Source organism: Metabacillus mesotrionivorans (assembly GCF_052171315.1).
Classification (GTDB): Bacteria; Bacillota; Bacilli; order Bacillales; family Bacillaceae; genus Bacillus_P.
Map to the genome: position 1 here is coordinate 140957 of NZ_JBQMFF010000005.1, position 15865 is coordinate 156821.

Here is a 15865-nt window from a genome sequence, read left to right on the forward strand (position 1 = left end):
GAATGTGACTATGGGAAAAATTGCAGTACTTGCAGAAAAGCCTTCTGTCGGAAGGGACCTTGCAAGAGTGTTACAGTGCGGAAAAAAAGGCAACGGGTATTTTGAAGGCAGCAATTACATCGTGACATGGGCTCTTGGCCATCTTGTTACACACGCGGATCCTGAAGCTTACAGTGATTCCTACAAGACGTGGAAGATGGAAGATTTGCCGATGCTTCCAAACGAGCTGAAACTCGTTGTGATAAAAAAGACAAGCAAGCAGTTTCACGCGGTAAAAGCCGTTTTAAACCGCAAGGACGTGACAGAAATCGTCATCGCGACAGACGCCGGACGGGAAGGCGAGCTTGTTGCGCGGTGGATTATTGAAAAAGCGCATGTCCATAAACCGATTAAGCGTCTGTGGATTTCATCTGTGACGGATAAAGCCATTAAAGAAGGGTTCAAAAAACTGAAAAACGGAAAAGACTATGAGCCTCTTTTCCATTCAGCTGAAGCAAGAGCGGAGGCGGACTGGATCGTTGGGATGAATGCAACGCGCGCGCTCACGACGAAGCACAATGCCCAGCTGTCATCAGGCCGGGTTCAGACACCGACGCTTGCCATTATTGCAGCGCGCGAAGAAGAAATCAGGCAATTTCAGCCGAAAACGTATTACGGCCTGAAAGCCCAGACAAAAGAGGGGCTGCATCTCGTCTGGCAGGATGCAAAAACGAAGGATATTAAATCCTTTCAACAGGAGAAAGTGGCCGCTTTAGCAAAAGGGCTTTCCGGGAAGGATGCTGTCATTGTGTCGGCGGACAAAGCCCGCAAAAAGACGTTTTCTCCTGGTCTTTATGATCTGACGGAGCTTCAAAGAGATGCGAATAAACGGTTCGGATACTCTGCGAAAGAAACGCTGTCTATTATGCAAAAGCTCTATGAACAGCATAAAGTGCTGACGTATCCAAGAACAGATTCGCGCTTTTTAAGTTCAGATCTTGTCGATACACTTGCAGAACGCGTAAAAGCCTGCGGAGTAAAGCCTTATGCAAAGGCAGCGATGAAGATTCTGCAAAAACCGATAAAGGCGAACTCATCATTTGTGGATGACAGCAAAGTATCTGATCACCATGCCATCATTCCAACGGAAGAAACGGTGATTGCTTCTGCATTCAGCGACAAAGAGAGAAAAATTTACGATTTAGTCGTCAAGCGATTCCTTGCCGTTCTCTCTCCGGCATTTGAATACGAGCAAACATCCCTCACGTGCAGGGTTGGAGATGAGACCTTCCTTGCAAAAGGAAAAGCGGTCCTCTCTCAAGGGTGGAAAGAAGTGTATGAGTATGAGGAGGAAGACGATAAGGACGGCCTTTCAGAGCAGCAGCTTCCGGTTCTGAACAAAGGCGACGTGCTGAGCGTTCAGTCGCTTGTACAGACGAAAGGGGAAACAAAGCCTCCGTCCCGCTTCAATGAAGCTTCCCTGCTTTCAGCGATGGAAAATCCGGCGAAATATATGTCAGGAAATGCAGATTTAAAGAAAGTCATCGGCGAAACCGGCGGCCTTGGCACCGTGGCAACCCGGGCGGATATTATTGACAAGCTGTTCAACAGCTTCTTAGTTGAGAAAAAAGGAAAAGAACTTTTCGTCACATCCAAGGGAAAACAGCTTCTCGATCTTGTGCCTGAAGACTTAAAATCACCTGCCCTCACAGCGGAGTGGGAACAAAAGCTTACACAAATCGCCAAAGGAAAACTTGCAAAGCAGGCATTCGTCCAGGAGATGAGGGGCTATGCAAAAGCGGTTGTCCACGAAGTTAAAAACAGCAGCAAAACCTTTAAGCACGATAACCTCGTCGGCAAAAAATGCCCTGAGTGCGGCAAGCTTCTTCTTGAAGTAAACGGCAAAAAAGGAAAAATGCACGTATGTCAGGACAGGGAGTGCGGCTACAGAAAAGGAATTGCGCGCACAACCAATGCCAGATGCCCGGTATGCCATAAAAAGCTCGAGCTGCGAGGCGAGGGAGACGGACAGTTCTTCCTGTGCAAATGCGGTCACCGCGAAAAGCTCTCCGCCTTTACGGAGCGGAAAAAGAAAACCCAGAACACAAAAGTGTCCAAAAAAGAAGTCGCAAACTACATGAAAAAACAGAATGATGAATTATCAAACCCGGCTCTGGCAGATGCTCTGTCCAAGCTGAAGTTTGACTGACATGCAGCAGTCCCGAATTCGGGGCTGTTTTTTTGTGCGGGGAGGATTTGTAAGCGGCGGTTTACTGACCCTGCCAAACTGAAAAACGATATGCGAGGGTAAGCAAACGTCAGAATCGTACCCCGTAAAACCGTAAAACGATATGCGAGGGTAAGGAAACGCTGGAATCATACCCTGCCAAACCGTAAAACGATATGCGAGGGTAAGCAAACGCCAGAATCGTACCCCGTAAAACCGTAAAACGGTATGCGAGGGTAAGCAAATGCTGGAATCATACCCTGTCAAACCGTAAAACGATGTGCGAGGGTAAGGAAACGCAGGAATCGTACCCAGCCAAACTAAAAAACGATATGTGAGGGTAAGCAAACGTCGTGATCGTACACTCTAAAACTGAAAAACGATATGGTAAGGTAAGCAACGGTTTGAATCGTACACTCTAATCGAACAATGCTCTTGCTGTTTAAAATCCTCTCAAACTAGATACAAAGACTGAGAGTTTGAACATATTACAGAGTTTACCCCTTCTGCAGCAAGGGTAAAAAGAGGTTTGTTGCTCTCTTTACTTATTTATCCTTAAAAAGCAAAATTTTTAATAAAAACACTTTCAATTCCATTAAAAGAAAGGACTGGAATAAATATGACTAAAGTATGATGAAAATGTGACATTTGTTTGAACGACTGATGAAATGTTCGTGACATTTAATGAAGGGTACTCACATGATGAAGCCTGCTCTGCTAGCATATAGAAGAAAAGAAAACGAAAACATCGTTTTCCTGCCATAATTTAAACGTGCTTTTTTTGCAAAAAGCATGCATAATAGTCATGCCATTAATTAGGAAGGAAGGTGAACCTGGTGTTCAAGCTGTTTAAACCGTTTTATGCGTTAGGTCTATTACTCTCTGTCTTTTTTCTGGGCGGATGCAGCAACTATGTGATCCTGGATCCGAAAGGGCCCGTTGCAGCTGCACAAAGTGACCTTATTCTTTTGTCGATAGGTTTTATGCTTTTCATTATAGCTGTTGTGTTTGTTCTGTTTACCCTCATTGTCATTAAATACCGTGAGCGCAAAGACAACCTTGAATATGAGCCGCCTGAAATGGAAGGCAGCAAATTTCTTGAGATTGTCTGGACAGTTATTCCGATTTTAATCGTAATTGCTCTGTCTGTTCCGACCGTTCAAACAATTTATGCACTTGAAGAGCCGCCTGAATCATCTAAAGATAAGGAGCCTCTGGTTATACATGCAACATCGGTTGACTGGAAATGGATTTTCTCTTATGAAGAAGAGGGAATTGAGACTGTTAACTACTTAAACATTCCTGAAGACCGTGCTGTACTGTTCAAGCTTACTTCTGCCGACACAATGACAGCTTTCTGGATTCCGCAGCTTGGAGGACAGAAATATGCAATGTCCGGCATGCAGACTAAGCTTTACCTGCAGGCAGATGAGCCTGGAACGTATGCAGGCCGCAACGCGAACTTCACGGGCAAAGGCTTTGAAAGACATACATTCGATGTAGAAGCCATGCCTGAAGAAGAGTTTGAGAAGTGGGCTGAAGAAACAAAAGGTTCTGCACCTGAACTTACGCAGGATCAGTACGATCAGCTAATGATTCCTGGAACAACTGGAGAAATGACATTCTCCAATACTCACCTTGAGTGGGTGGATCATTCTAAAGACTCTGAATATGCAGTGAGAGTCCGCGAACAGACTGATTATGAGCTTCACAAGCACGATGAAGTTGAACACTTGGAAAAAATCGATCCAAATAAAGAAATGAACATTGATCATACACAAAAATCAGAAGGTCATTCAGGACATGGTTCAGAACATTCTGAAGACAAGTCAGACCATTCTGAGCATGAATCAGACGAAAAGACTGAAGAAGAACATTCTCACTGAGAAGGGAGGAAACATCAACTATGAAATGGGATGAATTTATTGTTATGGGCGATCCGCTGATACTCGGCGCCCAAATCTCAATACTGCTTACATCCATCGCCATTGTGGCAGGCCTTACCTACTTTAAAAAGTGGAAATGGCTCTGGACAGACTGGATCACGACTGTCGACCATAAGAAGCTTGGAATCATGTATATCATTGCTGCCATTCTGATGCTGTTCCGCGGGGGAGTAGATGCTCTCTTAATGCGCGCCCAGCTGACATTGCCAGATTCAGAGTTTCTGAATTCGCAGCATTACAATGAAATTTTCACGACTCACGGAACGATCATGATCATCTTCATGGCGATGCCGTTTTTGATTGGTCTAATGAACGTTGTTGTTCCTCTGCAAATTGGAGCGCGCGACGTTGCTTATCCGTACCTTAACTCATTAAGTTTCTGGACATTCTTTGTCGGTGCGATGCTGTTTAACATTTCATTTGTTATCGGCGGATCACCTGATGCAGGCTGGACGAGCTACACGCCTCTCGCAGGCAATGAGGCAAGTCCCGGACCTGGACAGAACTACTACCTTCTTGGCCTTCAGGTTGCCGGTATCGGTACACTCCTGACAGGTATTAACTTCATGGTCACGATCCTGAAGATGCGTGCGCCTGGTATGACGCTTATGCGCATGCCGATGTTTACTTGGACATCTTTAATCACTTGTTTGATTATCGTGTTCGCTTTCCCTGTCCTGACAGTTGCGCTTGCGCTGATGTCATTTGACAGGCTGTTCGGAACAGCTTTCTTCACCCTTGAAAACGGCGGCATGCCGATGCTTTGGGCGAACTTGTTCTGGATTTGGGGTCATCCTGAAGTTTACATCGTTATCCTGCCGGCGTTCGGGATATTCTCAGAAATCATCTCAACGTTTGCACGGAAAACATTGTTCGGCTACAAAGCGATGGTTGTTTCCATCGTTGCAATCTCTGGTCTAAGTTTCGTCGTTTGGGTTCACCATTTCTTCACGATGGGTTCAGGAGCACTTGTTAACTCGTTCTTCTCCATCACAACAATGGCGATCGCCATACCGACGGGTGTTAAAATATTCAACTGGCTCTTCACGCTTTACAAAGGAAGAATCAGATTTACTGTACCAATGCTCTGGTCACTTGCGTTTATTCCAAACTTCGTCATCGGCGGGGTAACAGGAGTTATGCTTGCGATGGCAGCAGCAGACTATCAGTACCACAACACGTACTTCCTGATCGCTCACTTCCATTACGTATTGATCGCCGGAACCGTGTTCGCATGTTTCGCAGGTCTGATTTTCTGGTATCCGAAAATGTTCGGACATAAATTAAACGAAAAAATCGGGAAAGTCAGCTTCTGGCTGTTCACGATCGGGTTCAATATCTGTTTCTTCCCAATGTACTTCCTTGGACTTGCCGGGATGCCACGCCGTATTTCAACGTATGGCGCTGCAGACGGATGGACGGGGCTGAACGTGGTAGCATCCATCGGTGCAATTGGAATGGCACTTGGTTTCGTTGTTCTTGTATACAACATCTACTACAGCTTCCGCTACTCTCCGCGCGAGGAGACTGGAGATGCATGGGACGGCCGTACGCTTGAATGGGCTACAACTACAATGATTCCGCCTCACTACAACTTTGCGGTTACACCTGAGGTTAAGAGCATTGATGCATTCTGGCAAATGAAAATGGAAGAAAAAGAAACAGGCAAGAAAAAAGAAGTGGAATACAAGCCGATTCACATGCCTAACTACTCAGGCAGACCGTTCATCATGTCCATGTTCTTTGGAATCAGCGGTTTCGCTCTTGTATTCGAATGGTGGATTCCTGCCATTGCCGGTTTGATTGGAATCTTTGCCTGCATGATCCTTCGCTCGTTTGAAGAAGATCATGGTTACTATGTAAGTGTTGAAGAAATTAAAGAAACAGAACAAAAAATATCTGTGTAAAGGAGGCGTGAATGATGGAACATGCACATCATCATGAAGAACATGATCCGAGTGTGCCTCTTGAATATCAATCTGAAATAGGAAGGTTGAATATTCTTGGCTTCTGGATCTTCCTTGGTGCTGAAATTGCCCTGTTTGCAACGCTGTTTGCGACTTACTTCGTTCTTGCGCCGATGACAGCAGACGGCCCGCTGCCGACTGATCTGTTTAAGATTGAAGGCGTCTTGATCATGACGTTCCTGTTGCTTACGAGCAGTTTCACATGTGGTCTTGCAATTCACGAATTGCGCCGCCACAACCAAAAAGGCGTCATCATGTGGACAATTATCACATTGGCCCTTGGACTGGGATTTGTCGGTTACGAAATATATGAGTTTGTAGAGTATGTTCATCATGGTGCTACATTGCAGTCAAGTGCAATGTGGTCAGCATTCTTTGTTCTTGCAGGAACCCATGGACTTCACGTCACCATCGGGATATTCTGGATCAGTTTCATCTTAATGCAAGTAAAGAAAAGAGGATTAACTCCTCAAACATCAGCTAAGCTGTTCATTTCAAGTCTTTACTGGCATTTCCTTGATGTTGTCTGGATTTTCATCTTTTCGGGAGTATACCTGCTCCTTATGATGGGAGGATTAAGTCCGCATGGCTAATAATCAGCAAAACACAGCAGGAGATCACAACCACTTTCCGTGGAGTCACGTGATAGGTTTTATCTCCTCGATTGTACTGACAATCGTCGCACTTTGGATTGGTTTATATACTGATTTTTCATTATCAATTAAAATAGCCGTTGTTTTCACTCTGGCATTCCTTCAAGCTGGCATTCAGCTCTTCATGTTCATGCACATGACGGAATCAGAAAGCGGAAACGTACAGGTTGTCAATACAGCATTCGCGATCTTTGTTGCCGTTGTAACAGTTCTTGGATCTGTATGGGTAATGAACGACCACTAATAAACAGAAAAAATCCCGGACTTTGGTGTCCGGGATTTTTTTTATTTGATGATATCCAAATTGCTTTTAGGATCAGCTTTGCGTTTTAAGATCGGCTTCGCGTAAATCAGATAGGCTGCAATATGAGCGAACACCAGGTTAACAAGGAATAGTGACCCCCCGATAATGTGCAGCGGCATTGCAAGCTCCATTGTGGCAAACATTCCGAAGTACACCCAAAGCATTAAGATGAACGGTATATGAAGGAGCGCCAGGCTTTTTCGCTGATCCCACAAGAAGAGCGGCGTAGCACTTACAATGAGCAAATAGACGAAGAATACATCCATGTTTAACAACTCCCGGTTAAAATTATTGTCAACGCTTACATAAATAAAATTGTGACAAACAAGAAAATATTTTGTGAACGTTTTGTTACAATTAGTATATCACATCAGGGTTAAAATTCCAGTGTTTCTAACTATTTCTTTTAATTAAATTTTCTAAAAATAAAAACGCCATATATTCTCTTACTCTTATTCTATTTTTAACTGCCCGCATAAGAACAAATTCTTTGTCCATGCCACTAACTGACAGAACCTTATAAATTGACAGATAATTGATGGGTATAGTAGGATTAGGCTAATTTATGTACAACAGGATGGGGGATATATGAAATGAGCAAAGTGTATATTATTCATGAAAATACAGAGTGGACAGACCATCTGACGAAAAGACTGGACGAACTGAATGTTCCATATGAGGAATGGCACCTCGATCAGGGGCTTGTGAACCTGTCTGAAGCACCGCCTGAGGGGATCTTCTATAATCGCATGAGCGCTTCTTCACATACGAGAGGCCACCGGTATGCACCGGAACTTGCAGCGTCTGTGCTGTACTGGCTTGAACGCCATAACCGCAAAGTCTATAACGGCAGCAGGGCTATTCAGCTTGAAGTGAGCAAGGTTGCTCAGTATATGACCTTAAATGAGCACGGCATTCAAACTCCGAAGACAACAGCTGCTGTTGGAAAAGAGGCTGTATTAAACGCAGCAGCCCAATTTGATGGAAAACCTTTCATTACAAAGCATAACCGTGCAGGAAAAGGGCTTGGTGTTCAGCTTTTCCACTCCATTGAAGGACTGAAGCAGTATGTGGAAGGTCCGGATTTTGAGGAGCCGGTAGACGGCATTACTCTTATACAGGAATACATTCAGGCGCCTGAGCCGTTTATCACGCGCTGCGAATTTGTAAACGGCAAATTCCTGTATGCTGTGCGTGTAGACACGTCAGAAGGCTTTGAGCTTTGCCCGGCTGACGCCTGCCAGATTGGCGATCTCTTCTGCCCGGTTGGAGAGGAAGCTCCTGTGAAACCAAAGTTTCAGATTGTTGATGACGTGAATGAAGAAATCATTTCAAAATATGAAACGATGCTGAAAGCAAATGACGTTAAAGTGGCAGGTATTGAATTCATCCGCGATGCAAACGGCGAGATTTACACATATGATATCAATACCAACACAAATTACAATGGAGACGCTGAGGCAGCAGCAGGGAAATACGGCATGCTCGAAATTGCCAGGGTGTTAAAAGCAGAGCTTGAGAAAATGGCCCTGACTGTATAAGAAGAATAGCGGCCATAAGGCTGATAAACAGCAAAAGACCGTCTGGAGATTCCAGACGGTCTTTTAACGATTTTAAAACAATATATGAGCAATACCGACAATCACCGGCAGTGTAATCAGCGTGCGGAGCAGGAAAATAATCACGAGATCCTTAAATGATACCGGAATTTTAGATCCGAGCAGCAGTCCGCCCACTTCAGACATATAGATAAGCTGTGTGACAGATACACAGGCAATAATGAACCGGGTCATCTCACTTGTAATATCGGCAGCGAGAACAGTTGGAAGGAACATGTCGGCAAATCCGACTACAAGTGTTTTTGATGCTTCCTGTGCTTCTGGTATCTGCATCAGTTCAAGCAGCGGAATAAACGGCATGCCAAGCCAGTCAAAAACAGGCGTGAATTCAGCAACGACCAGCGCAATGGTTCCAAGAGCCATAACAATCGGGGCTACACCCATCCACATATCAAGAATGTTTTTCGCGCCGTCCTGGAAAAAGGCTGCTGTGCTTTTATTTTCCTCTGCTTTTTTAAGCGCCTGTTTATACCCCCAGCTGAATGGCGTATAGCCCTCAGGCACGGCTTCTGAAATTTGTTCCTCTTGTCCGTTGTAATACGTATCTGCTTTTACAGAAAGCGGAGGTATTCTCGGAAGTACAAGAGCTGCAATGATTCCTGCAAATGTGACTGTCAGATAAAAAGGCACAAACATATGACCCAGGTTAACCTGAGAAATCACGACAAGGCTGAATGTAATGGAAACCACAGAAAAGCTTGTTCCGATTATGGCAGCTTCCCTCTTCGTATAAAAGCCCTCTTCATACTGTTTACTTGTCAGCAGCACGCCGATGGTTCCGTCTCCGAGCCAGGAAGCGACACAATCGACAGAAGATCTGCCGGGAAGCTTAAAAACAGGTCTCATAAATTTAGCAAGCAGTGAACCGAAAAGTTCAAGCAGTCCGAAATTTAAAAGCAGAGGCAGAAGCAGCCCTGCAAAAAAGAAAACAGAAAACAAAATCGGAAGCAGATCGTTAAGCAGAAGTCCTCCGGTGTTTTCAGACCAGATCCATTCCGGGCCTGCTTTAAAAAGCGTAAGCACGGCGAAAATGGCGCCAAGTACACGTGCAATCACCCAGATAACCGGAACATCAAACAAAGTTGTAAAGAACGGGCTCTTTGCAACGAAGTCCGGTTTCATCCATTTGGCTGCAAGTGTCCCGATAAGTGTCAGGATAATGATAACAGTCATGACCGCCGGAAGCGACGGGCCAAGAGCCTTCTGCAGCATTCCGGAAAAGATGGCGATTGGAATGGTCACTTCGCCTTTATAGCTGATTGGAACCATAAATAAAAGAATTCCCAGCAGGGAAGGGAAAATAAATTTTAGTGTGTTTTTCGTCTGTGAAGTCAATTCAGATGCTCCTTACGTAAAAGTACATATTTATGTAACCTGTGTTATTTTAATGCAAACAGGCAGAAAAGCCAATGCCTTTAAGCAAATTTCCTGTATTTTCTCCTTTTTTTACCCTGTAAAAGTATTCACTAAGCCTAGTATCTGCAAAAAAGGTGAAACTTAGGTAAGATAAGAAAAACGAACAAAAAGGAGATGGATCCTATGAACCAGACCATTGAAACCCTGCTGTCACACAAGTCAATCAGAAAATTCGAAGACAGAGCGCTGAGCACTGAACAAATTCGGACGATCGTCGAAAGCGCTCAGGCTGCATCCACATCAAGCTTCATCCAGGCTTATTCTATTATTGGAGTCAAGAATCCGGAAATGAAGAAGAAGCTTGCGGAGCTTGCCGGCAATCAGCCGTATGTGGAAGAGAACGGTCACTTCTTTGTTTTTTGCGCGGATTTGCACAGGCATGATGTGCTTGCGGAAATGGAAGGTGTCAGTCTTGACGAATCGCTAGAAAGTACGGAAAAGTTCATGGTCGCCGTCATTGATGCAGCTCTTGCAGCTCAGAATGCCGTTATTGCTGCTGAATCCATGGGGCTTGGAGCCGTCTACATCGGAGGTTTGAGAAACAGCCTTAAAGAAGTGTCTGAGCTCCTCAAAACCCCTGAAAGAGTGCTGCCGCTATTTGGACTCGCTGTCGGATATCCGGCACAAAATCCGGATAAAAAACCGAGAATTCATTTAGAGCATGTTTATCATGAAGATGTGTATGAAACGGATGAGAATGTCTATAAAAAAGAGCTGAAAGAGTATAACGAGCTTATTTCGGAGTATTACCGCGAGCGGACTTCGGGGAAGCGCAGCGATACATGGACAGGTCAAATGGCTTCCATGCTTTCCAAGCCGACGAGAATGTACATGAAAGAGTTTACGGAAACAAAAGGGTTTAATAAAAGATAAGCCGGGAAAACTTACTGCGAATGACATTTTTAAAAGGAGCGGTAAACATGGCAAAAAAAATTCTTACAGTCGTGACAACAGCAGATAAAATAACCGATGAGCATAAAACAGGCCTTTGGCTTTCTGAATTTGCAGAGCCGTATGAAGAGTTTACTTCAAACGGATATGAAGTGACAGCGGCGAGTCCGAAAGGCGGGAACGTTCCGCTTGACCCGAACAGCTTAGAGGGCGTGAATGAGGATCAGTGGCAGGAAGCAAGACAGATTTTGAAGCAAACGGTCCATCTTGATGAAGTAAACGGCGAAGAGTATGAAGGAATTTTCCTTCCAGGCGGCCACGGGACGATGTTTGATTTTCCGGACAACAAAAAACTGCAGGAGCTCCTGGTGCATTTCGCCGAGAGCGATAAAGTCATCGGTGCAGTATGCCACGGACCAGCCGGACTTGTGGGTCCCGTTCTTTCAAACGGAAAGCCTTTAGTAGAAGGAAAGCGCCTGACAGGATTTACAGACGAAGAAGAAGTAGATACAAAGCTCGATCAGTATATGCCGTTTTTGCTTGAATCAAAATTAGTCGATCTTGGAGCCGAATTTATCAGAGCCCCTAAATTCACTGACCATACAGAAGTAGACGGCAAGCTTGTGACCGGACAAAATCCGCAGTCAAGCGTAAACACAGCGAAAGAATTTGTAAAAGTTTTATCGAAATAACCGGATCCGGCAGATTCCTGCCGGATTTTTCTGTTATAAAAAGCATCATTTTGGTGAAGATTGTTTCACGTGAAACGCAGAAAATGATACTTAAAATCGATTTATAGCGGATGATACAGAAAGGCTTAATAGATTGAATATTTAACGTTTTCAGATATACTTTAGAGAAACGACATAATATGCGTTGTCAAATAAGGAGAGGTTACTTATGAAGTTTGATTATCTGTACCATCCATACCCGTCTGAAAGGCAAACGGTCTTTTCAAAAAAAGGGATGGTTGCCACTTCGCAGCCTCTCGCTGCACAGGCAGGGCTCGATATACTGAAAAAAGGAGGAAATGCCATTGACGCGGCTATTGCGACAGCGGCAGCACTCACTGTCCTTGAACCAACCTCAAACGGGATTGGCGGAGATGCATTCGCTCTCGTATGGACGAATGGCAGTCTGTACGGATTAAACGCAAGCGGTCCTGCACCGTCTTCTCTGTCCATCGAAGCCGTTAAAGCAAAAGGGCATACTGAAATGCCTGTCTATGGAGTGACTCCAATCACCGTTCCCGGTGCGCCGTCTGCCTGGGCGAAGCTGTCAAAGAGATTCGGGAGACTGCCCCTGCAGGAAGTGCTGGCCCCTGCAATCAGCTATGCTGAAGAAGGATATCCGCTCACGCCAATCCTAGGGAAATACTGGTCACTGGCGTATGATAAATTTAAGCGTACTCTTTCCGGTCCTGAATTTGAAGCGTGGTTCGAGACGTTTGCACCTGATCACCGTGCTCCGAAAATTGGAGAAGTATGGCGCTCGCCTGGACATGCTGCCACCCTTAAGGAAATAGCCGAAACAGAAGGAGAAAGTTTTTACCGGGGAAACCTGGCGGAAAAAATCAGTTCGTTTATTCAGGAACAGGGCGGCTACTTGTCGAAAGAGGATCTCGCTTCCTATGAAGCTGAGTGGGTGGACCCGATTTCCGTCCGCTACAAGGGCTATGATGTCTGGGAAATCCCGCCTAATGGACAGGGTCTTGTCGCATTGCTTGGTTTAAATATTGTAAAAGGGTTTGATATCCGTGAAAAAGACAGTCTGGAAACCTATCATAAACAAATAGAAGCCATGAAGCTTGCATTTACAGATGGAAAAGCATACATAACGGACCCGAAAGAGATGAAAATCACCACAGAAGAACTGCTTAGTGATGCTTACGGAGAGCAGCGCCGCGCAGAGATCAACGAGCATGCTGTGGAGCCTTCCGCCTATGAACCTGCTAAAGGCGGAACAGTCTATTTAGCCGCTGCTGACGGGGAAGGAAACATGGTTTCGTTTATTCAGAGCAATTATATGGGGTTTGGTTCAGGTGTGGTCATTCCGGGTACCGGCATTTCGATGCAGAACCGCGGGCATGATTTTTCCCTTGATGAAACGCACCCTAATGCCCTGAAGCCCGGCAAAAAGACGTATCATACGATTATTCCGGGATTTTTGACGAAAGGGAATGAGGCGGTTGGGCCCTTTGGTGTAATGGGGGGCTATATGCAGCCGCAGGGGCATATGCAGGTTGTCATGAATACCATTGACTTTGGTCTTCATCCGCAGGCTGCACTCGATGCACCGCGCTGGCAGTGGATGGAGGGGAAAAAGGTGCTTGTAGAGCCGCATTTTCCTTCCCATCTAGCGCAGGCTCTCGCGAGAAAAGGCCACCAGATCCAGGTTGCTGTTGATAAAGGAGCTTTTGGGCGCGGACAGATTATATGGAGAGATCCTGAAACGGGCGTGCTGTCCGGCGGAACAGAATCCAGAGCAGACGGGGTCGTTGCATCGTGGTAAAAGAGACGCCGCTGATCAGACAGCGGAATATATTCATCGCCTTTTTCAGGTCCGGCATGCTCGGATTTGGCGGAGGACCATCCACAATTCCACTTGTCCACAAGGAAGTGGTCACGACATTTAAATGGATGGATGACGACGAATTTTCCGATGTTCTGGCCCTCGGAAACACACTTCCCGGGCCGATTGCAACGAAAATGGCCGGTTATATCGGGTACCGTGTCGGAGGGGTGGCCGGCATGCTGAATGCGGTCCTTGCCACGGCCTTGCCGACAGTCGTTCTGATGATTCTGCTGCTTACGACACTGAATGCGTATAAAGATGAAACTTGGGTCAAAGGAATGTCACAGGCCGTTTTGCCGGTTGTAGCTGTGATGCTGCTGACACTTACATGGGACTTTTCAAAAAAATCCTCCCAGTCATACGGTGTGATTAAGACGGTTCTTTTAATGGGCTCAGCATTGGTTCTGATGGAGGTTTTTCATCTTCACCCGGGCATCTTGATCGGTGTCCTCCTATTGTGGGCTGTGCTGTATAAACCCCGGCGGAAATCAGATGAAAAGGGGATGCCATCATGATTTATATTCACATCTTTCTTGCCTTCTTCCTGCCCGGCATCCTCGGATACGGCGGGGGACCGGCTTCCATTCCATTAATTGAAAAAGAAGTGGTCGACCGCTACGAATGGCAATCGGTGAATGAATTCAGTGAAACACTGGCTATCGGGAATGCGCTGCCTGGTCCGATTGCCACGAAAATGGCCGGCCTGATCGGCTATCAGCAGGGCGGATGGCTTGGAGCCGCAGTCGGGCTTTTTGCTACCATTGCCCCTTCGCTGATTCTCATGCTGGTTCTTTTGAACATTCTGATGAAATACAAGGAATCTCCTCAGGTTAAGCGTCTTTCGGCGGTTGTCAGACCTGTCATCGCTGTGATGCTCGGTGTGATGACGTATCAGTTTTTGGATAACTCCGCAAAAGGATCAGGCATTTGGCACACACTTTTCCTGTTTATCATCAGTCTGCTGCTTTTGGAGAAATGGAAGGTGCACCCTGCTTACGTGATTGCGGGTGCGCTTGTGTACGGAGGGGTGTTCCTGTCATAGGAGCCCCCTTTTTCTGCCTTTTTGGATTTTGAGAGAGGCGCACAAACAGCTCCGATTTGCATCAATTTTAAATCATTCACAATAGCAATTTGGGTTATCAACACCCCTGTGAATAAAGTTCGGGACTCTATATATATAGTGGCGAACAGTTGTACCCACACAAAATGTGGATAGAAATTGTGGATATGTTGATAACTTCTGTTGATAACTTGTGTCGAAGTGTGGAAAATCGTGTGAATATCTTATAATTTGACAAAAAATTTAAAAACGTTTACAAGATATTTACACAGAATGATGAAATTTGAGATTTTTCGTCATTTTTGTCATGATAAAGAGACTATTAGCAGGAGAGGGTCGTGTCACGTGAGAATTTATAAAGTTTTGAACAATAATGCTGCTGTCGTCCGGGACGGGGACCAGGAGAAAATTGTCATGGGACCGGGAATAGCTTTTCAAAAAAAGAAAAATGACATCATTCCAAAAAGCAAAGTGGAGAAGATCTTTGTAATGAAGGAAGAAAATGAAAAGTTCCAGCAGCTGCTGCAGATGGTTCCGGAAGAGCACATTGAGCTTGCCGAAGAAATTATCAGCTACGCAGAGGGCCGATTGATGTCTCCGCTGAGCAATCATATCCACATTGCTTTGACGGACCACTTATCGTTTGCTGTCGAACGGATTCAAAACGGCTACACCATCCACAATAAGCTGCTCAGTGAAATTAAAGTGCTCTATAAAAACGAATTTGAAATCGGACAGTGGGCGATTAAACGGGCAGAAGAAAAGCTTGGAATCTCTCTTCCTGAGGATGAGGCAGGCCACATTGCTCTTCACATTCATACAGCGAAACTCGACGCTGCAGACATGAAAGAGACAATCAGGCACACGGCCATTATCCAGGAATCAATCGATATCATTGAGGGTCACTTCAATGTGAGCTTAAGCAAGGACTCCATATCTTATCAGCGTCTGCTGACGCATTTGAGATTTGCTTTAAACCGTCTTGAGCAGAACGAAGAATTCCACGTGATGGACAGGGAGATGCTGCAGATGATTCAGAAAACCTACAGCTTCGCCTATGCTTGTTCTGAGAAAATAGCGGACTACTTGAAAAAGGAATACGGCATGCAGTTTCCAGAATCTGAAATGGGATATATTACTCTCCATATTCAGAGGCTGAGCGAATAGTTTTTTCTTGACCGGAGGGTTTTCATCCCCTACAATGAAAGCGTATTATCTAACTTCATATC

The 15865-nt window shown here is 45.3% G+C and carries 14 protein-coding genes; 12 read left to right on the forward strand and 2 right to left on the reverse strand.

What is annotated here, in order from left to right; translation table 11 throughout:
* Positions 1-10: 10 nt before the first annotated feature.
* From ACTSEZ_RS14940 to qoxD, 5 genes are all read left to right on the forward strand, one after another.
* Positions 11-2188, forward strand: a complete 2178-nt coding sequence (locus tag ACTSEZ_RS14940; protein WP_369734995.1) for a DNA topoisomerase III — start codon at positions 11-13, stop codon at positions 2186-2188.
* Between the two features lie 854 nt (positions 2189-3042).
* Entirely contained in the window at positions 3043-4092 is a 1050-nt protein-coding gene (qoxA, locus tag ACTSEZ_RS14945) for a cytochrome aa3 quinol oxidase subunit II (protein ID WP_369734996.1), read from the forward strand.
* Between the two features lie 20 nt (positions 4093-4112).
* Positions 4113-6059, forward strand: coding sequence for a cytochrome aa3 quinol oxidase subunit I (gene qoxB / locus ACTSEZ_RS14950; RefSeq protein ID WP_369734998.1), 1947 nt, complete (start codon positions 4113-4115; stop codon positions 6057-6059).
* Between the two features lie 14 nt (positions 6060-6073).
* Entirely contained in the window at positions 6074-6712 is a 639-nt protein-coding gene (qoxC, locus tag ACTSEZ_RS14955) for a cytochrome aa3 quinol oxidase subunit III (protein WP_320155429.1), read from the forward strand.
* Positions 6705-7016, forward strand: a complete 312-nt coding sequence (qoxD, locus tag ACTSEZ_RS14960; protein WP_320155349.1) for a cytochrome aa3 quinol oxidase subunit IV — start codon at positions 6705-6707, stop codon at positions 7014-7016. The genes qoxC and qoxD overlap by 8 nt, the downstream gene beginning before the upstream one ends.
* A 41-nt stretch (positions 7017-7057) precedes the next feature.
* On the opposite strand, the gene ACTSEZ_RS14965 is transcribed toward qoxD, so the two are convergent.
* Positions 7058-7342 carry a spore morphogenesis/germination protein YwcE gene (locus ACTSEZ_RS14965; protein WP_369735000.1) on the reverse strand — a complete coding sequence of 95 codons (285 nt, stop codon included), beginning with the start codon at positions 7340-7342 and terminating at the stop codon, positions 7058-7060.
* A gap of 327 nt (positions 7343-7669) precedes the next feature.
* Between ACTSEZ_RS14965 and ACTSEZ_RS14970 the strand changes: the two genes are divergently transcribed.
* A complete protein-coding gene (locus ACTSEZ_RS14970; RefSeq protein WP_369735002.1) occupies positions 7670-8617 on the forward strand; it encodes an ATP-grasp domain-containing protein in 948 nt (315 codons plus the stop codon).
* Between the two features lie 72 nt (positions 8618-8689).
* Here the strand turns inward: ACTSEZ_RS14970 and ACTSEZ_RS14975 are convergent, their stop codons facing one another.
* Positions 8690-9964: a YjiH family protein gene (locus ACTSEZ_RS14975; RefSeq protein ID WP_369735138.1), complete on the reverse strand. Its 1275-nt coding sequence runs from the start codon at positions 9962-9964 to the stop codon at positions 8690-8692.
* 270 nt (positions 9965-10234) lie between these two features.
* Between ACTSEZ_RS14975 and nfsA the strand changes: the two genes are divergently transcribed.
* The 6 genes from nfsA (at position 10235) to ACTSEZ_RS15005 (ending at position 15803) form a co-directional block, all read left to right on the forward strand.
* Positions 10235-10984: an oxygen-insensitive NADPH nitroreductase gene (nfsA, locus tag ACTSEZ_RS14980; RefSeq protein ID WP_369735003.1), complete on the forward strand. Its 750-nt coding sequence runs from the start codon at positions 10235-10237 to the stop codon at positions 10982-10984.
* Positions 10985-11031: 47 nt separating this feature from the next.
* Positions 11032-11694 (forward strand): type 1 glutamine amidotransferase domain-containing protein, encoded by a 663-nt coding sequence (locus ACTSEZ_RS14985; protein ID WP_369735004.1) that lies wholly within the window; start codon positions 11032-11034, stop codon positions 11692-11694.
* Positions 11695-11902: 208 nt separating this feature from the next.
* On the forward strand, positions 11903-13513 hold the full coding sequence (locus tag ACTSEZ_RS14990; protein ID WP_369735005.1) for a gamma-glutamyltransferase family protein: 1611 nt from the start codon (positions 11903-11905) through the stop codon (positions 13511-13513).
* 14 nt (positions 13514-13527) lie between these two features.
* Entirely contained in the window at positions 13528-14091 is a 564-nt protein-coding gene (locus ACTSEZ_RS14995; protein WP_369735139.1) for a chromate transporter, read from the forward strand.
* The gene (locus tag ACTSEZ_RS15000) at positions 14088-14618 is read left to right on the forward strand and encodes a chromate transporter (RefSeq protein WP_369735007.1); all 531 of its coding nucleotides are present in this window, start codon (positions 14088-14090) and stop codon (positions 14616-14618) included. Before ACTSEZ_RS14995 ends, ACTSEZ_RS15000 begins: the two co-directional genes overlap by 4 nt.
* Before the next feature lie 363 nt (positions 14619-14981).
* The gene (locus ACTSEZ_RS15005) at positions 14982-15803 is read left to right on the forward strand and encodes a PRD domain-containing protein (RefSeq protein WP_369735008.1); all 822 of its coding nucleotides are present in this window, start codon (positions 14982-14984) and stop codon (positions 15801-15803) included.
* Positions 15804-15865: the final 62 nt, after the last annotated feature.